Raw genomic sequence first — 17,565 nt, 5'->3', positions numbered from 1 at the left:
CCCGGACCGCCGGAAGCAGGTCCTTGACCTGATCCACGACGTCGACGGACTCGCCGTTCGGCTGATTGCTCGTCACTGTGCTCCCTCACTCCCTTCGAAGCGGGCAAGATTGTTCAGCCGGCCGGTGAGTACGGTGATCGCGCGCCCGCCCAGAAGGACCCGGTCGGCCTCGACGACCACTTCCAGATGACCGCCGCGTGCGGACGCCTGCAACGCCGTCAGTCCGGGCCGGCCCAGTCGCTCGGCCCAGTACGGCCCGACCAGGGTGTGCGCCGTCCCGGTGGCCTGATCCTCGATGCCTTCCCGGGCGACGAACCATCGGGTCGTGATGTCGTACCGCCCGCTGCCGGCCGCCGTCACGGCCAGGCCGATCGTGGGCAACCGGCTCAGGGCCGTCAGGTCCGGGCTGGCGGCGAGCACGTCGGCCACCGACGCCACCCGGACGAGACAGTGCCGCTCGGATCTGCGTACCTCGGCCGGCTCGACGCCCAGCGCTGCCACCGCCCAGTCCGGCAGTTCCCAGGGCTCGGTGGCCTGAGCGGGAAAGCCGAGCCGGAAGCCGTCGGCCACGCGGTCGACCGTGACCGGGCCGAGCTCGGTGTCAAAATTGAGCGGCGGCCGCAGTCCAAGCGCGTCGCACAGCACTGCGGCCGCCGCGAGGGTCCCGTGCCCGCACGACTTCATCTCGACGGACGGGCTGAACCACCGCAGGCGCCACCGGCCGTCCGGCTGCCGCTCGGCGAACGTCGTCGCCGGCGCGCCGAGGTCCGCGGCGACGGCCTGCCGCCAGGCACCGGATGCGGGTTCGTCCATGAGGACCACGGCCGCCCGGTTTCCGCCGCCCCGGTCGGTGACGAAGGCATCCACGAAATGGACCGCCAGTTCCGCCGGGCTCATCGCTCGTCCGCCGTGAGCGGAGGGATGTTCTGATTGTGGCGGAAAATGTTTTCCGGATCATATGCGGTCTTCAGCCTGCGCAAGCGCATGAGCCGGTCGCCCTGGTATGCCGCCAGGACGCCCGCCGGGTCGTCGCGCTCGCTGAGAAAGTTGACATAGACCCCGCCGTTGCTGAACGGCCGCATGGCGGCGCCGAACGCACGGGCCCAGGCGACCTCGCGGGCGCGGTCCTCGCCGGGCTGCCAGGTGGCATCGATCTGTAGGTTGTAGCGCGCGTCACGATGCCCGAACGCGGTCGCGTCCGCGGGAAGACGGCTCGGCATCCCGCCGCACGTGTGCAGGACCACGCGGGACCGCGCCGACACCGCCCGTCGGGCGTGCTCGACCATGGTCTCGATGGCCTCGTCGCTCAGATCGGGCAGGAAGTGCGACTTCGAGTAGTGCGCCAGGCCGAAGCGCGCGCCGCCGTCCAGCATCGTCTGCAGTTCGCCGTACCGAATCGTGGAGTACCTGGCCGCCTCGGGCCGATGGACGCTGGTGAACGCCTCGATCGCCAACCGTGCGTGCTCGGTCGGGCCGGAATGACAGAAGCCGACCCGCAGCACCCGTGTGCCGGCGGGCCAGGCGAGCTGCTGCGGCGGCGGTCCGATCGATATGACCATGCAAAACGTGTCGGGCGCGGTGTCCATCACCTCGTGACAGTGGCGCAGCACGGCGGCCGCGCGGGCGAGGTCGTAGACCAGGAACCCTGCGTACACGTGGCTGACCGGGTGCAGGCGGTAGGTGAAGGACGTGACCACGCCGAAGTTGCCCCCGCCGCCGCGGATGCCCCAGAACAGGTCCGGGTTCTCCGCCTCGTCCGCCCGAATCCGCTCGCCGTCGGCGGTCACCAGTTCGACGGACTCGAGGTTGTCGCACGCCCAGCCGAAGCGCCGCGACAGCCAGCCGAAACCGCCACCGAGCGTCAGCCCGGCGACACCCGTGCTGGACACCACTCCGCCAGGCGTGGCCAGGCCCGCCAGCTGGGTGGCACCGTCCAGATCGAGCCATGTGGCGCCCGGCGCGGCGACGGCCCGGCGGCGCGCGGCGTCCACGTCGACGCCGCGCATCAGTGACAGGTCAATCATGACGCCGTCGTCGCAGAGGGCCGTGCCAGCGATGTTGTGGCCGCCGCCGCGCACCGAGACCTCCAGCCCGCGACGGCGTGCGAACGCCAGCGCGCCCACGACGTCGCCGGCGTTGCGGCAGCGCAGGATCAGCGCCGGACGCCGCATCACGTCCGCGTTCCAAATCGTTCGGGCGGCTTCGTAGCCGGGATCCGATGCGCTCAGCACCTCACCGGTGAAGGACCTCGTCAGGTCGGCCATCGCGTGCACCGGTACCTCGAGCGTCATGACCTGCTCCAATCTCCGCCACGCGCGGAGCGTTGCCCGCTCATGCGACGACCACGTTCGTGTTCGTGCGGATGAGGTTCGCCGATGCCGCGTAGTCGACGCCCGGCACGCCGAACCCGTAGATCGCCTGCATCTCGCGCTCGAAGGCGGCGACGTCACCGACCTCGGCGACGTCGGCGGTGCTCACCATGTCCCACCGCTGCCACAGGTCCGCCTGCACATCGGGACGCGTCTCGATGTCGTCCAAGCGCAGGCGACCGCGCGCGTCGGTCGGCGCCAAGCCGGGGTCCAGCATCGCGTCCAGCAGCCGGCGGCCCTGGTCGAACGTGTCCTCACCGGCGTCCCGTGCTGCGGCGACGCGCATGAGCAGGATCATGTAGAGGTTGCTCATCGGGATGACCAGGCTCGACTGGGTGATCAGCGCCCGCATGACCGCGATCCGGGCCGCGCCGCCGCACGAGTCTCGCAGGCGGTGGTCGATGAGCTCGGCCGTGGACTCAAGGTGGTCCTTGGCCCGGCCCATGGTGCCGTCGCGATAGGTCGGCCGGAGCCGGGGCGGCCCCTCGTAGGACAGCGCGACGGTCCGCATCCCGTCGGCGGCGAGGCCGCGTTCCCGAAGGGCGTCGATCCACGCCGACCAGTCCTCGCCGCCCATCACGGCCACCGTGTCCGCGATCTCGGCCGGGGTCGCCACGTCCAGCGTAGTCGTCACCACCCGCCGGTTTTGCAGGTCGAACGACTTCTCCCGAAACGGCGTTCCGATGGCCTTGAGCACGGAGTGCCGGACGGCGCCGTCGCGGCGGTCGCGGCGACGGCCAGCGGCCAGCGCATACACGACCAGGTCGACCTGGCCGAGCGTCCGGCGGACGAGTTCGCACACGCGGTGCTTGGTCTCGTCCGCGAAGGCGTCACCGACGACCGTCGCGGACACGAGCCCCTGTCCGGCCGCCTCCTGCTCAAAGGCGACCGCGCGGTACCAGCCGACGGAGCCCGTGCGCTCGGCGCTGCCGGGGCGTTCCAGGCAGACCCCGACCGAGGCCGAGCGCAGGCCGAACGATGCGGCCACCCGCGCCGCCAGCCCGAGGCCGCCCGAGGTGCCGATGACCAGCAGCCGAGGAGCGGTCCCGGCCGGCCGGCCCGGAACCGCCCGGCGAATCCAGGACCGGACGTGCTCCGCGCAGCCGTCCGGGTGGGCCGTCGCGGACACGGCGCCGCGGAACAACGGCCGGATCGGGGTCACGACGCGAGCGCCGGATCGTCGTCGGCGAGCAGCTCCGGGCGCCGCACAAGCTTGCCGTTCACGGTGCGTGGCAGGGCCGGGCGGACCGCGATTGTCCTCGGCCGCTTGAAGTTGGCGAGCCGCTCGGCACACCATTGGTGCAGCGAGCCCGGGTCCACCGCGCTGCGGCTGCCGACGTACGCCTCGACGGCGCCTCCACGGTTGAGCACGACCACGTCGTCCACTCCAGCGGCCGCCGCGAGCACGGACTCGACCTCGGACAGCTCGAACTTGAGCCCACCGACGACGACGACTGAGTCGGATCGTCCGAAGACCCGCAGGATGCCCCCGTCGAGCGACCCGCGGTCGCCGGTGTGCAGCCGGCCGTCGCGGTATCGCCCGGCTCCGCTGTCCAGCAGGTAGGGCGAGGAGGGCAGCGCGACGGTCACCTCACCCTCGTCCACGACGATCCGGTGCCGTCCGACGACCGGGCCGACGGCCGGTGCGTGGTCGCCGGCCACGTCCATGGCGACGACACCGAGCTCGGTGAGGCCGTACGACTGCCCGGGCACCAAGCCGTGGGTCGCGACGAAGCGGTGGAACGTCCGGTCCGGCATCAGCTCGCCGCCGGACACGACCGCCCGCACGCCCCGCAGCGTGTCCGCCGGCAGGGTGGCCAGCAGGTCGACGTGGGCCGGCACCCCGCTGATCAGCGTCGGTCGCAGTTGCTCCAGCGCCGCCCGCAGATCGCGCGGTACCGCCGACCTCGCGAACGCCAGCGTCGCGCCCGAACGCAGGCCGTGCAGCACGGCGCCGATCAGCCCGAAACTGTGTGCGAGCGAGTTGAGCACCAGCAGGATGTCGCCCCGAACGGTCCAGCCGGGCACGGCGGAGAACACGGTGAGTTCTTCGAGCAGGGCGTCCGCGTGCCGACCGATGACCTTCGGCTCGCCGGTCGAGCCGGAGCTGAACTGCACGAGCGCGCGCCGCGACACCGGCTCACCCGCCGGTTCCTGGCCGATCACCTCGAACTCGCAGCTCGGCGTGAACCTGGTCATGGCGTGGCCGGTGCCACCGGCGATTATCGTGGCCGGCCGCACATCCCGAAGGTATCGCCGGCGCTCCGCCTCGGTGAGCCGCGGGTCCATCAGCTGCAGCTGGGTCCCGCGGCGCAGGACAGCCAGCATGAGCCCGACGGTCTTGACGCTCGGCCCGAGTTGTACGCAGACGGCGCCCTTCGGCGTGGCGTCGAGGAGCTCGTCCCACTCCTCGACGATCGAGCGCAGGTCCCGGTAGGTGACCGAGCCCCCGGGAAAGACGATGGCCTCCGACCGATCCGGTTGTGCGGTGAGCAGATCATCGAGCCACTCGAGCGTCATCGTTCCACACAGAATTCTTCGACGGGGTATCCGACGTGCCGCCGGTCTTCCGCCAGGTAACCGAGGATCTCGGTCCCCGCCTCGAGTTCGGTCACGTTGCGCACCGCGGCGCCCGGGCCCAGCACGCGGACGTGCCAGTCGTCCTGCACGGTGAGGCAGACCTGCCGCCCGTCCGCGGAGGTCGCCGTGATCTGCAGCAGCGGCCGGCGCTCCAGCTTGGCCCGGCCGACGACGAGCCGCCGCGTCACTCCCTCGGTGTTCACGGCCAGCACGGACATGCCCGAGCGCAGCTCGGAGAGGTAATTCGTGCGGTTGTCGCCCTGCATGACGTACGAGTGCAACGCGCCGGCGTTGACCCGGAACGGCCGGGTCGGCATGTACGGCAGCGGATGGGTCTCGCTGCAGCACAGGATGAATCCATGCGCGAACGAGCCGATCAGGATGCCCTCGTTCTCGTCGAAATGGCTGCAGGTGTCGATGCAGACCCGGTCGCCGAGACCGACGTGCTCGATGCCCTCGACGCGCAGCGCCACGAGCTTGAGCGGTGGCGAGACTTCTGCCACGACGGACCTGAGGTCGATCACCTCGGCCGGCTGTTCGGCCGCGAGGAGCAGGCCCTCAGACCCCTTCTCCAGAACGCCAAGCACGATCTCCGCTTCCACGGCGTCCTTGACCACGCAGATGAGCTCGCCGCTGGACTTGTCGGCGGCGGCGATCACGATCTCCAGCGGAATCTTGGTGGGATCCGTAAACTCGACAATCGTCCGGGCCATCCGGGAGGCGCTGGTACAGGCCAGATCGAGGGAACTTTGATCCCGCACCCGCACGAACACGGCCACGGCCGTCTGCAGTTGCTGGGCGGCGGCCAGGTCGTCCCGCGAGTCGACCGGCAGCAGCACGACGTCAGCCTGATAAGCGGCCGGATCGGCGATCGCGGCGGGATCCGTCCGCCAGTCCTCGACCACCGGCCCGGCGTAGACCCGCAGGACCGTCGGCGGCAGCTCCGCGAGTCGGTCGGGGTCGGCGTCGACGATCGCTTCGACGCGTGCGTGCAGTGCGGCCTGGCGCACCGCGGCGGCCGCGTCCGACGCCTTGCGCAGATCAATCCAGGTGCTTCTCATCGATTTTCCTCCGGTCTGGAAGTGATCAGCGGGGCGTGGAGGCCGGGTGGACGACTCCGGCCAGCGCGCGGACGACGCCGGCGGGATCAGGGTCCGCCCATACCCGCCGGCCGATGGCCAGGCCGGCCGCGCCGGCGGCGATGGCGTCCTGGGCCAGCTGGACCAGGCCGTAGTCGTCGTCCTCGTTGCGGGGGCCGCCCGAGATGAGGAGGTGCGCGGCGCAATGCTGCACGAGCATCGACAGGTTGTCGATGGCGTGCGGCGGCGACGTTTTCACGATGTCGGCGCCCAGGTCGACCGCCACGTTGGTGATGTGCGCGAGCACGTCCGGGTCGAACGGATCGGCGATCTTCGGCCCGCGCGCGTACACCATGGCCATCAACGGCATCCCGAATCGGGCGCAGGCCGTCGCAACCGTGCCGAAGTCACGCAGCTGTTCGGCTTCGGTGGCCGAGCCGAAGTTGACGTGGATACTGACCGCGTCGGCGCCCAGCCGTACCCCATCCTCGACGGTGCCGACCAGGACCTTCGCGTTCGCGTCCGGCCCGTGGCCCGTGCTGGCCGACAGGTGCACGATCAGCGCGCACCGGCCGAGCGGGACGCCGGCCAGCGACGCCGCACGGCCCTTGTGCACGATGATGGCGTCGGCGCCGGCGTCGGCGACGTCGGCGACGATCCGGCGGAACTGCCGCACCGTGGCGATCGGACCGTCGGAGACCGAATGGTCCATGGGAACGAACAGGAATCGGCCGTCGGCGCCGAGGCGCTCCATGCGGCGCCGCTTGCCGAAACCAACACCGCCGGTCTGCTCGGCATCGACGTCACGGCGGCCCAAATTGGCCCGTGTCTGCGCAGTTGAGGTGCTCATGCTTACCCCCATGTCGGTATCGCCGCTCGACTAGGCAGCGGGTCGGCCAGCAGGAATCTCCGAAAATGCGCCGGCCAGGGCGAGAAAGCCGGCGAGCGGCCGAGGAAGCTGAACACCGGCCGGTAGCGCAGGAGCCGTCCCGGCGGCCCGCAGGTCCCCGTCCTCCGGTCGGCCGCCGACCAACACCGCGACGCAACACTCGTAGTCGGGTGCCGGCCGCTCCCCGTCGAGGCCCGTCAGCAACCGCAGGAGTTCGTGAGGGCGGTGCTCGGTCGCGATGTCGACGTAGATGAACAAGATCTGCGTCACGTCAGGTTCGAGAAGCAGCAGCTCCCCGCTCTCCATGGCGTCCTCGAACAGGTCGGAGGTGCCCGAGACGCAGAGCATCGGTCCGGTGATGCCGTACCTGGTGCTGACGTGGCCGAGCACGGAGGTCGGCACGGACTGGTAGAAGAGGACCGGCTGGGGTCGCCGCCGGGCGCCGACGGCCGCGCTGGCCCGGTCGGCCGTCGTCGTGTCGCCCAGCACAGTGCTCAGCACGACACCGAGCGAGGAGAAGTCCTTCCCGGATACCGTATCCAGGCAGCCGACCATGGCGCGGGCGACGAGCGGATTGAACCTCGACTCGAAGAAGCCGTGCAACATCGGCAGATCAAGCGGGCTGCGTCCGTCGTCCGGCACCGGGCAGCCGCCCGCGATCCAGGCGTCCACGTCCGCCGTGTCGTCCCCCCACGGCCCGATCGCCACCGCAGCCCGTACGTCGAAGCTCATGCCGGTCGCCTCAGGACCAGGGCGGCGTTGACGCCGCCGAAGGCGGCCGACACGCTCATCACCTGCCGCAGGTCGGCCGGGCGAGCTTCGTTGGGCACACAGTCGAGCGCGCAGTCCGGATCGGGGCCGAGAAAGCCGGCGGTCGGCGGGATGACGCCGTGCCTGAGGGCCAGCAACGAGATCACCGCTTCGAGCGCTCCCGACCCCTCCAACGCGTGCCCAGTCATCGACTTGGTCGACGTGACCGGAGGCATGGCGTCGCCGAACACGCTGCGCAGCGCAGCCGTCTCGGCCGGATCGTTGACGGGCGTGCCGGTGCCGTGGGCGTTGACGTAGTCGATGTCCGGACCGGAAGCGCCTGCGCGGGCCATGGCGGCCGTCATGGCCCGGGCCAGACCGGCGCCGTCCGGGTGCGGCCGGCAGACGTGGTGTGCGTCCGAAGCCTGTCCCCACCCGGCCACGACGGCGAGCGGTTGCCCGCCGCGGGCCCGTACCGCGTCGGCCGGTTCGAGGACGAGCACGCCCACGCCATCGCCGAGCAGCAGGCCCGATCTGCCCACGCTGAAGGGTCGCAGGGCGTCGCCGGTGGAAAGGGCGTGCCCGGAGTCGAACTTGGCGAAGAACTCCTCTTCCACCAGGTATCCCCCGCCGGCGAGCACCACCTGCTCCCGCCCGGCGGCGATCAGTTGACAGCCGTGGATGATCGCGGTGGTCGCGGCAACGCATCCGTGGATGAAGGCGCGGCGCCGCCCGGCCGCGATGCCGAGGCGGCCGGCGATCTCGGCCGCGTGGAACGCCGCCGTCGCGGCCGGCAGGCCGTCCACCGCACCGGAGCGCCAGTACCGGGTCAACCCCGTCCAGTCGCCCTGGGTGCCGAGCAGGACCGCCGCTCGCACGGTCGGGTCGAGGCCGGCCATCCCGATCGCGTCGCGGGCGACACGCACGAAGGTGTCGGCGAGCGAGGCGGTCGTCGGCTCAGCGCCGACAGCGGCGTAATGCGCCCGGAACCGCGTCACGTCGAATCGCTGGATCGGCCGGAATCCGGCGCTGCCGGCGAAGAGGGCGGCGCCCAACGGGTCCGGGCCGAACCCGAAGGCGCTGAACACCCCGAAGCCGGACACGGCGATCTCGGTGGTCACGAAGGCGCCGTTTCGGCACGGGCCGCCCCGTTGATGAGCTCCGCCAGCTCGTTGAGCGTCAGCTCGTCATCGAGCTGCGGCTCGTCGCCCGCCAACGCGACACCGTGACGCTCCTCCAGCAGATGCAGCAGCCAGGTGAGCATCAGCGAGTCGAGCACGAAAGGGGTGTCCGGGTCGGTGATTCTCGGCGAGTCCGGAATGACCTGGGCGAGCAGTTCCGCCAGGTCGGCCGCGGTTATCGACGGCGGCATCCTCACACCTCTGCGACGGCACGGGCGTCCAGATATTCAGCGAATTCCCGCACCGTCATCCGAGGCAGGCGCCCATAATCCTCGTCGGGTATGACGACGCCGAGACCCTCCTCGCAGTGCGCGCCCAGCTCAATCAGTGCAATGGATTCGAGATCAAGTCCACTCGATCCCAGCGCGACATCGGCCGACAGTTCATCGGCCGACAACTGCAGCTTTTCCTCAAGAACTCGAATTACAAAGTCCGTCGTAGACGCCATGAGATCCTCCCAGCAGGATTGGACTCATACCCCGATCACGTCAGCGCACGACGGCAGCCCGATCTGCGCCGTCGTACGCAATCTGCCTGGCCGCCGTGTGGCCGATGAAGGGCAGCAGCCACCGCGGGATCCGACCTAGATCAGTCGCAGGGACCGGAGTACACGATAGACCAGTTTCGCTCGCTGCATAGCCCCCGATCGCGATGTCGTCAGGCCGGATGGTCGTCAATGTCCTCCTGCCGAAGCTCTCGGCGGCAGTAGCGCGTTGACGAACACGGATGTACGATGCTGCCGAACGGATCTTCGCCTCGGACGCGATGACACTTGGTAACCGCATTAGGCGAGAGCAGGCGATGCGTGGAAACAACGGGGGATTACGCGCAGTACCGGGATGAACTGGTGGCCGCGGCGACCGCGGTCGCTAACTCGGAGTTACTGTCGCTCAGCGGCCACGGCAATGTGAGCATCCGGCCGGCGGGCACTGATCAGGTCTATTACACGGCAGCCCCGACGCTACGGGGTTTCGGCGCGCAATCGGTCGTCCGGCTCGACCTGTCCGGCGAGGTCCTGCAGGGAACCCTTCCGCCACTTTCCGCGGCGGCCGTCGAGATGCACCTCGCGGTGTACCGAAGCAGGCCCGATGTCGGCTGCGTGCTGCACACGCATTCACCGGCGGCGACCACGTTCGCCGTCGCCGGTCGGCCCATCCGCGCCTGGGCCGAGCCGATGGTCATCTTCGGCCTGGACGGCGGCGTCCCGGTCGTGCCCTACGCGTTGCGCGGCATCGCTGCCGCGAAGAACATCCGGGCGGCGATGACACCTGGCCACTACGCGATGCTGCTGGAGAATCACGGCGTCCTGACCTTCCACGAGAGCGCGAAGCAGGCCTTGCATGTCGCGATCCTGGTGGAGGAGGCGGCCCGGCTGGGCCTTAGTGCGGCCGCGCTCGGTGGACCCAAGGACATCCCCGGTCGTCCGTCATGACCGGCGGCGCGATTCAGGCGCCGAGCGGCCGCAGTGCACCGCTGGCCAGTCGCGCCGCGGCCGACGTGACGACCGCGCCGACCATGGCCCGGAGCCGATCGCGAATCGCATCCAGCGTCGCGGGCGGCAGCAGCGAGCGCAGCGCGCCGTCGCCCAGCGTGGCGAATGCCGCCGCCGCCGGAGAGCCGGCCGCCATGGACAGCCGGTCGGCGGGAGCAATCGCGGCCGCGGTCATCGTGGTCGCCGCGGACATCTCAACGACTCCGGACAGATACCGCACCATATCCGGCGCCGGGTCGGGCGCTAGGAAACGGTGGCCGGCCAGCATGTCCGTGGTATCGCTACTCGCCCATCCCTGACGTTCCAGCACCGCCGCGAGAGGCTCGCGGCGCCAGTCGCCAGCACCTGATGTCTCCCGCGTCAGCAGCCATGTCTTGCCGACGCGCCACTGGTAGAACGGCACGGCCGCGACGCCTTCGACGGTTCGTTCCGCCGGAAGCCCACCCGACCTATCGAAATGCACGGAGCGCCGGGGCCCCTGCCACGCATTACCCGTCATGCTGGGGAGGTCCAGGTGCTGCGCGAGATTGGGAGCCGCCACCAGGTGGCGCAAACCCTCGCGCCGCAGGAATTCCAGCACCAGCACGTCCTCCGGCAGCAGGGAGTCGCGCCGATCCTTTAGGTAGCCGCCCAGCGCCCGTGCCGACGACGCGGGCATGAGCAGGGCCTGCGTCTGCACGTACTTGTCAATTCCCTCCACCCATCCGGCCCCGATCAGCGCGGCCACGCGAACCAGAGAGGCGGTCTTGCATCCCCACTCCGCGAAGAATGAGATCGCACAATTCGGATGGATTCGCGCGGCCGCCTGCAGCGCGCCGACGAAATTGTCACCGAGCTCGACATCATCCTGCACGACCACATGATGTGTGGCCGTTTCGGGAACGTTTGACCAGGCGATGGCGGCCGACTGCAATACCGTCGGATCAGGGTTCGGCGCGTGTTCATACGAAACCGAAACATTTGTTGCGGCCAGCTCCGAGCGCAGGCGCTCGATGGTGGCGCCCCGCTCCCTCACACCCATGATCATCGATGAGATTTCGATACTCGCGGCGGACTCGGATGACGACTTGATGAGCATGAGGCGTGACCCTAGTGTCTACCGCGGGTATGGTCAAACATGCGATACTCGACCCACGCCGTGACGTGTCAACTTCAATTTCTCCTCATTTCACAGAGAGGCGGATGTGGTGCTCGACGAGCTTCTGCAAGGATGGGAGTCGGTACTGAACCGCCCGGTGAGCCCAGACGATCACCTGTTCGACGACCTGCACGCCGAATCGCTCGAGATTCTCGAGCTCCTCGAAGTCATGGGCGACCTGCTCGACTTGTATGTGACGATCGACGACCTCTATGCACATCCCACGCCGCGCGCCGTCGCGGGGCTCGCGATGCGTGGGGAAAGTCATGCCGGATGACCCGCTCAGCGCCGCGTTGACGTGGGGTCAGCGCGCGATTCTCGGCACGATCGACGACCTGGGCCCAAAGGCGAACTATTTCACCATTCGCCGGGTCCTGCCCTTGCCGACAGGCGACGAGGATCGCATTCGCCGCATGCTGCGCGACCTCGCCCGGGAGCACGAGAGCCTGCGCACCATCGTTGTGCGATCTGGCGGAACGCGGACACAGCGGGTCCTCGACGAGGGACCCGTTCCGGCGGCTGCCGAGGAACTCGCGCACGGCGAGGACGCCGTGCGGCGGGCCCGTGTCACCGCGGCGAACCTCGCCGAGACACCGTTCGACCTGACCGTGGAGCCGCCGATCCGGTACTCGATCGTGCGCGCCCACGACGGCGACGCCGTGCTGGCCCTGGCGGTGTCGCACTTCGCCGCGGACGCGTATGCCCTATCACTGCTGACCCGGCGCATCGGCCGCCTCGGCGGCGGGGACGACGGCGCGGAACGCCCGAGCGTCCAGACGGTCGACTGGCAGCCTCGGATGCAGGCCGCCGCCGAGGCCGCTCGATCGGCCGAGCGTCGCACCGAGCGAGCCGTCGAACGATGGACCAAGGTGCTGGCGGCCGCCGCCGCGCCGCAGACACTCGACGCCCGCCCGGGCGAACGCGCCGACCGCTTCGTCGAATGGAGTCTCGAGTCCGCTGACGTCCAGGACGCCACGGAGCGCTCGGCCCAGCGGACCCAGACCTCGCCGGCCAGCGTCGTTCTCGCAGTCTGGTGCCTCACCATCGCCATGCTGGACGGCCGCGACGACGTGGCACTCACGCTGATCTCGGGCAACCGGCACCGTGACCGGGAACGCGGCTACGTCGGTCCGCTGGCCCAGGACACGCCTATGCTCGCCCGCCTGTCCCGCGGCCAGTTCGACGACTTCGTGCGCAACGTCCATCGCGAGGCCCTCAACGCCTACGCCGACGGACGGTACGACCCGGCCGCACTGGCGAACGCGCTCGGCGCCGTGGACGACTCCGTCCGTCCGCCAAGCAAGGTGCTGACGTTCTTCAACGATGCGCGCGGCGCACACCCGGCCTCGACCGCCGGCCGCCCGCCGGCCGGGCCGGCCCTGCGCCGGATCGGCCAATGGGCACAGCTGGACCTCCAACGCTTCCTGGTGCTGCAACAGATCGGTCCGAGCTGCCGGCTCCGTTTGCTCGTCGACACCGATCTCGTTGCCGCGGAACGGATCCCGATCGTGCTCGCCGCCATGGCGGATGCCTTGACCGCCGCCGCGGACGGCACCACGGTCGAGCGGCTGACACGCATGCTCGAGGTGGCATGCGGCTCCCGCGAGGTACCGCAGGACCGGAGGACGATGTGACCAGCGACGTCGAGCTCGTCGTCGATCTGCACGCACAACTTGCCGAGGCGCCATGGTGGGACGAGGAGCACCGGCAGCTCGTCTTCGTCGACATCGTCGCGGGGATGTTGTACCGCTACCGCCCCGAGGACGGCGACCTGACCGCGCGCGACATCGGCGAGCCGGTCGGCGCGGCGCTGCCGCGCGCGCAGGGCGATGTGGTGCTGGCGCTGGGCTCGGGGCTGGCGCTGTGGGACGAGCACGGCGAGCACCGGATCGTCTGCCCGATCGAGGCGGATCGGCCGGACAACCGGCTCAACGACGCAAAGTGCGACGCCGCCGGCCGGTTGTGGGTCGGCTCGATGGCCAAGGACACGACGGCCGGCGCGGGCAGCCTCTACTGCGTCACGCCGGACTACACCTGCCGGCGGGTGCTGAGCGACGTCAGCATCTCCAACGGCATGGACTGGACCGACGACAACACCCTGATGTACTACAACGACAGCCGGACCCACCGCGTCGACCTGTTCGACTTCGATCTGGACACCGGCGCATTGTCCGGACGCCGGCCGTTCGTCGAGCTGGCTGCGGACGAGGGCGAACCAGACGGTCTGACGCTCGACGCCGAGGGCGGTGTCTGGATCGCGACGTTCGGCGGTGGCACAGTCCGGCGGTACCGGCCGGACGGGACCCTCGACGCCGTCCTGCGGGTGCCGGCGCGCAAGGTGACGAGCCTCGCGTTCGGCGGCCGCGACCGGGACGAGCTGTACATCACCACGGCCGCGATCGACCTCGACGCCGAGGAGCGGTCGCGATACCCGTCCGCCGGTGGGGTCTTCCGCTGCCGTCCGGGCGTGCGAGGCAGACCGCCCCACGCCTTCCGAGGCTAGTCAGGATCGTGCCGCTGACGTCCCCCAGGAGCGCCATGGAGCAGAACCCTTCCGCCCCGAGCGGATACCGTCTCTCAGCCGTCGTCATGACGCACCCGACCCGACGCCCGTTGCTGGACCGGCTCAGACAGGCCTGTCCGAGCATCCACTTCCGGGCCGTGGAGGACGCCGACGCGATGCCGTCGCCAGACGCGGCGCTGCGCACCGCACTGCGGGCCTGGCAATCGGTGGCCGACGGCGCCACGCATCACCTGGTCCTGCAGGACGACGTCGTGCTCAGCCCAGCCTTCGACGACAAGCTGGCGCGGGCGGTCGCCACCGACCCGTCTCGGACCTTCTCGCTGTTCTCGGAGTGGGGCTCCAAGACCGCGCAGACCATTCGCATGGCGTCGTTCAGCGGCTGCGGATGGGCGCCGGTCGCCGATCCCTGGCTGCCGGCGCCGGCCGTGCTCATGCCCGCGGCTCGCGCCGCGGAGTTCGGGACGTTCCTGGCCGCCAGTATGGCGCGCGGCGAACGACGAGACGCCTTCCTGCTGCTGCACTTCCTGCAGTCCCTCGGCGAGCCGGCCCTCGTGTGCGTCCCGAATCTGGTACAGCACGACGACCCCCTCCAACCCAGCCTGCTGCCCAACGGCAAGGTGCGCGGCCCCCGTCGCACCGCCTGCTTCTCCAGCGATCCGGCGCCCATGACTCGCTGGGCCGAGCGGGTCTTGCAGTTGCCGGACCACCTGCCGTACCACTCACCGCACGACCTCGTCGCGAGCGTTTGCTTCGATCGCGACCCGAGCTACGCATGGCGGACCGAGCCCGTCTTCGCCTGGCTCGCCCACCGCGGCTGGTCCCTGGAGCGGCTCGACACGGCATTCCGGCTCCTGGCCCGGCAGCATCGCCTCGTCGTCGACGAACTACCCATCGGCCACGACTCCCTCAAGGAATCGGTGCTCGGCGCATTTGCGACCGGCTGGATTCTCGCCGACCTGGGCGGCCCGCACTCGACGGCCCCGGACGTGCGGTCGGCCTCCGCGGTCGCCTCCCTGCAGACCATGGCGGCCGGGCCGTTCCGGCGGGTGCTCAGCGACCGGCATCTGCGCTCGCTGTCCGAACGGATGCTACCGCTGCTTGCCGACGCGATCGCCGCCGGCCGGAACGCGGCCATCACCACCGAATCCTGGGACGCGAGAGAACTCGTCGCATGAGCACCTACGTGCTGGACACCGGAGAGACCATCGTCGACGAAACGGCTCAGTGGCTCACGTGGGCGTCGTGGATCGGCGTACCGCCCTTCACCCTCATCGCGACGCTAGGTGGTCTTCTCGAGCGGGGGCGGCCGTTCAAGGAGGTGTTCGCGGCGTTCGACCCCGGCTTCGACATCGACGAGGAGATCGAGCGCCGGCGGGCGGCCGGCGAGACCGTACCGCTGACCAGGGACAACCTGCATCATGACGTGATCCCCGCCGTCGCCGCACTGCGCAGCGCCGGTCATTCGGTGCTCATCGCCGGCAACATGACCGCCGCCGAGCAGACCGAACTGGTCGCATTGGGCCTGCCGGTCGACGCCGTGCTCTCCCCGGCCGACCTCGGCGCGCGCAGCTCCGAGCCGGAATTCTTCGCGGGCCTGACGCGGCACCTCGGAGGGTCCAACGTGGACGCGCTGTTCGTGAGCCACCGGCTCGACACCACCGGCAAGGCCGCAGCGCGCGCCGGCATGCCGTATCTGTACCTCGAACGCGGACCGGTAGCGCGGCTGCGGAAAGGATCGGCGGCCGATCTTGCCGTGCGGCACCGAATCACGACACTCGCCGAACTGCCGCACCACGCCGGGCGCCCGGTGGTTGGCGCTGCCGCCACCATCGTCGAGCACGGCTGAGGCGGAGGAGAGCAATGACAGACACGGTGGCAGCGCCGGACGTCCGCCGCTTCCTGTTCGTCCTGGGCAGCAGTCGCGCCGGCAACAGCGAGGCCCTGGCCCGGCACGCGGCCACCGCGCTGCCCGCCGACGTCGAGCAGGACTGGAAGCGGCTGAGCGAACTGCCCCTAGCGGCGTTCTCCGACACGGACCACGCGGAGCACCCGGAACCGTCCGGCAACGAACGCATCCTGCTCGACGCGACCCTCGATGCGAGCGACATCGTCGTGGTGTCCCCGCTGTACTGGTACAACGTCTCGGCGAGCGTGAAGCTCTACCTGGATTACTGGGGCGGCTGGATGCGGCGGCCCCAGCTGCGATTCCGCACACGGATGCAGGGCAAGACGATGTGGGCCGTCACCACGACCGGTGTCGAGGACGCTGTGAAGGCCGGCCCGCTGTTGGAGTCGCTGCGGCTCTCTGCGGAGTACCTCGGCATGCGGTGGGGCGGCGACGTCGTCGCGCATGCCCGCCGGCCGGGCGGCATCCTCGCCGAGGCCGATGCGCTGGAACGGGCGCGGACCCTGTTCCAGGCGGGGCCGGCCTGGTGAGGCTGGGCCCGCGGACCGGGGCCGCGGCACCAGGCGCCACAGCAGCTCCGAGGCCTCCGACATGCGCCGGACCCCATATTGAGCAGGGCGTCGCCGTACGGGAACTTGGTCGCGATCAGGTGCCCGACGAGCTGCGCGAACAGTTCACTGGCGCTGGTGCCGAGCCGCAGCCACGCGGCCGGCGGCCCGTCCTGGAAAACGCCGGACCGGCTTCGATGTAGTCCGCGAGAGTTGTACCGCGACCTCGTCGCCAAACTCAACCACGACCTCAGCCGCCACCGCGGCTACGGCATGGTCGTCATGGACGGCGCCGACGACCCCGCTTACACCAGCGGTCACCGCGCGCTCGGCCACGACAACCGCCGGGTCATCGAAGCACCCTGCTTCCGCCACGCCGACCTACGCCAGCGACGGCGGCACGACGCTGCATCGGGTAGCGTCACCAGCCTGCGGACCACGCAGAGAAGTCGGCTATTGCATATCGGCGGTCAAGAATACTGTCCAAATAAAGTGAATTGTGAACTCTGGCGCAATCCTGGCCCAGCGGGTTCGATAGAGAGTCCCTGCAGCTCAGAGGCCATTCATTCACAGATCAGCCGGTTTATGCTGGAGGTGACCTGGGAGAACGTTGCTGAGCACGTCACTGAGGCCTCCGGCTCCCCTGAGGGTCAAGGGTCGTGGGTTCAAATCCCGCTGTAGGTGGATAGCTGATTGGCGTCCCACGGGGCCCAGTCCTTGAGGCCGAGGCGCTGCGCGTACGCGATGAGCAGGTCCTTGACGCGGTCGATGCCACCGCGCCGCGGAACGCTTAACAGGCGAACGTTCGTCGCGACGATCAGGAACTGCGGCATCCGGCCGGCGGCGACGCGCCACCGCCGCGGCTCCAGCCATTGGTCCAGTTCGCTCGAGAGGCTCTGGCACAGCCATTGGGCATCAGCGACGCCGCCAGCGATCCGGCGGCACTTCGCTTGGAGGACGCCGTAGCCGTTCCAACCCGCAGGAAACGACACCTCGCCGTCGAACGTGGCCTCCCGACCGCCGTCCGGGCCTGCCCCGAAAGCCTGGATCGCCGGCCCAACACCCGCACCGCAAGGGCCCGACACAACTCCTCGAACCGCCGCTCGTCG

19 protein-coding genes are annotated in these 17,565 nt (G+C 69.9%); 7 read left to right on the top strand and 12 right to left on the bottom strand.

The window, feature by feature from the left end:
* Positions 1–72: 72 nt before the first annotated feature.
* The 10 genes from ACQP2P_RS15470 to ACQP2P_RS15425 all read right to left on the bottom strand — a co-directional run bounded on the left by ACQP2P_RS15470 (position 73) and on the right by ACQP2P_RS15425 (position 9,296).
* Positions 73–897 carry a PhzF family phenazine biosynthesis protein gene (locus tag ACQP2P_RS15470; protein WP_433616676.1) on the bottom strand — a complete coding sequence of 275 codons (825 nt, stop codon included), beginning with the start codon at positions 895–897 and terminating at the stop codon, positions 73–75.
* On the bottom strand, positions 894–2,303 hold the full coding sequence (locus ACQP2P_RS15465; RefSeq protein ID WP_433616675.1) for an FAD-binding oxidoreductase: 1,410 nt from the start codon (positions 2,301–2,303) through the stop codon (positions 894–896). Before ACQP2P_RS15465 ends, ACQP2P_RS15470 begins: the two co-directional genes overlap by 4 nt.
* A 28-nt stretch (positions 2,304–2,331) precedes the next feature.
* A complete protein-coding gene (gene fabV / locus ACQP2P_RS15460) occupies positions 2,332–3,531 on the bottom strand; it encodes an enoyl-[acyl-carrier-protein] reductase FabV (RefSeq protein ID WP_433616673.1) in 1,200 nt (399 codons plus the stop codon).
* Complete coding sequence (locus ACQP2P_RS15455; RefSeq protein WP_433616671.1) at positions 3,528–4,889, bottom strand: class I adenylate-forming enzyme family protein; 1,362 nt, start codon at positions 4,887–4,889, stop codon at positions 3,528–3,530. The genes fabV and ACQP2P_RS15455 overlap by 4 nt, the downstream gene beginning before the upstream one ends.
* Positions 4,886–6,010: a 3-dehydroquinate synthase II family protein gene (locus tag ACQP2P_RS15450; RefSeq protein ID WP_433616670.1), complete on the bottom strand. Its 1,125-nt coding sequence runs from the start codon at positions 6,008–6,010 to the stop codon at positions 4,886–4,888. Before ACQP2P_RS15450 ends, ACQP2P_RS15455 begins: the two co-directional genes overlap by 4 nt.
* Positions 6,011–6,035: 25 nt before the next feature.
* A complete protein-coding gene (locus ACQP2P_RS15445; RefSeq protein ID WP_433616668.1) occupies positions 6,036–6,878 on the bottom strand; it encodes a 2-amino-3,7-dideoxy-D-threo-hept-6-ulosonate synthase in 843 nt (280 codons plus the stop codon).
* A 30-nt stretch (positions 6,879–6,908) separates the two neighbouring features.
* A complete protein-coding gene (locus tag ACQP2P_RS15440; protein ID WP_433616666.1) occupies positions 6,909–7,649 on the bottom strand; it encodes a hypothetical protein in 741 nt (246 codons plus the stop codon).
* Entirely contained in the window at positions 7,646–8,722 is a 1,077-nt protein-coding gene (locus ACQP2P_RS15435) for a beta-ketoacyl-[acyl-carrier-protein] synthase family protein (protein WP_433616664.1), read from the bottom strand. Before ACQP2P_RS15435 ends, ACQP2P_RS15440 begins: the two co-directional genes overlap by 4 nt.
* Positions 8,723–8,784: 62 nt before the next feature.
* Positions 8,785–9,039 carry a phosphopantetheine-binding protein gene (locus tag ACQP2P_RS15430; RefSeq protein WP_433616663.1) on the bottom strand — a complete coding sequence of 85 codons (255 nt, stop codon included), beginning with the start codon at positions 9,037–9,039 and terminating at the stop codon, positions 8,785–8,787.
* Positions 9,040–9,041: 2 nt separating this feature from the next.
* Complete coding sequence (locus ACQP2P_RS15425) at positions 9,042–9,296, bottom strand: acyl carrier protein (RefSeq protein ID WP_433616661.1); 255 nt, start codon at positions 9,294–9,296, stop codon at positions 9,042–9,044.
* 357 nt (positions 9,297–9,653) lie between these two features.
* Between ACQP2P_RS15425 and ACQP2P_RS15420 the strand changes: the two genes are divergently transcribed.
* Positions 9,654–10,280 (top strand): class II aldolase/adducin family protein, encoded by a 627-nt coding sequence (locus ACQP2P_RS15420; protein WP_433616659.1) that lies wholly within the window; start codon positions 9,654–9,656, stop codon positions 10,278–10,280.
* A gap of 13 nt (positions 10,281–10,293) precedes the next feature.
* Here ACQP2P_RS15420 and ACQP2P_RS15415 read toward each other — a convergent pair whose 3' ends face one another.
* Positions 10,294–11,418: a hypothetical protein gene (locus ACQP2P_RS15415; protein WP_433616658.1), complete on the bottom strand. Its 1,125-nt coding sequence runs from the start codon at positions 11,416–11,418 to the stop codon at positions 10,294–10,296.
* A gap of 106 nt (positions 11,419–11,524) precedes the next feature.
* Here ACQP2P_RS15415 and ACQP2P_RS15410 point away from each other — a divergent pair, with 106 nt between their 5' ends.
* The 6 genes from ACQP2P_RS15410 to ACQP2P_RS15385 all read left to right on the top strand — a co-directional run bounded on the left by ACQP2P_RS15410 (position 11,525) and on the right by ACQP2P_RS15385 (position 16,438).
* Entirely contained in the window at positions 11,525–11,755 is a 231-nt protein-coding gene (locus ACQP2P_RS15410) for a phosphopantetheine-binding protein (RefSeq protein ID WP_433616656.1), read from the top strand.
* Positions 11,745–13,112 (top strand): condensation domain-containing protein, encoded by a 1,368-nt coding sequence (locus tag ACQP2P_RS15405; protein ID WP_433616654.1) that lies wholly within the window; start codon positions 11,745–11,747, stop codon positions 13,110–13,112. Before ACQP2P_RS15410 ends, ACQP2P_RS15405 begins: the two co-directional genes overlap by 11 nt.
* Positions 13,109–13,981 (top strand): SMP-30/gluconolactonase/LRE family protein, encoded by an 873-nt coding sequence (locus ACQP2P_RS15400; RefSeq protein ID WP_433616653.1) that lies wholly within the window; start codon positions 13,109–13,111, stop codon positions 13,979–13,981. The genes ACQP2P_RS15405 and ACQP2P_RS15400 overlap by 4 nt, the downstream gene beginning before the upstream one ends.
* A 158-nt stretch (positions 13,982–14,139) precedes the next feature.
* Positions 14,140–15,177: a hypothetical protein gene (locus ACQP2P_RS15395; protein ID WP_433616651.1), complete on the top strand. Its 1,038-nt coding sequence runs from the start codon at positions 14,140–14,142 to the stop codon at positions 15,175–15,177.
* Positions 15,174–15,848, top strand: coding sequence for an HAD family hydrolase (locus ACQP2P_RS15390; protein WP_433616649.1), 675 nt, complete (start codon positions 15,174–15,176; stop codon positions 15,846–15,848). The genes ACQP2P_RS15395 and ACQP2P_RS15390 overlap by 4 nt, the downstream gene beginning before the upstream one ends.
* Before the next feature lie 14 nt (positions 15,849–15,862).
* Positions 15,863–16,438, top strand: a complete 576-nt coding sequence (locus ACQP2P_RS15385) for a flavodoxin family protein (RefSeq protein ID WP_433616647.1) — start codon at positions 15,863–15,865, stop codon at positions 16,436–16,438.
* A gap of 683 nt (positions 16,439–17,121) precedes the next feature.
* Here the strand turns inward: ACQP2P_RS15385 and ACQP2P_RS15380 are convergent.
* Complete coding sequence (locus ACQP2P_RS15380; protein ID WP_433616646.1) at positions 17,122–17,448, bottom strand: hypothetical protein; 327 nt, start codon at positions 17,446–17,448, stop codon at positions 17,122–17,124.
* Positions 17,449–17,565: the final 117 nt, after the last annotated feature.

The organism is Dactylosporangium sp. CA-139114, assembly GCF_050955725.1.
Taxonomy (GTDB): Bacteria; Actinomycetota; Actinomycetes; order Mycobacteriales; family Micromonosporaceae; genus Dactylosporangium.
The sequence above is the reverse complement of the archived record's forward strand: the minus strand, read 5'-3'. Positions and strand labels throughout refer to the sequence as shown.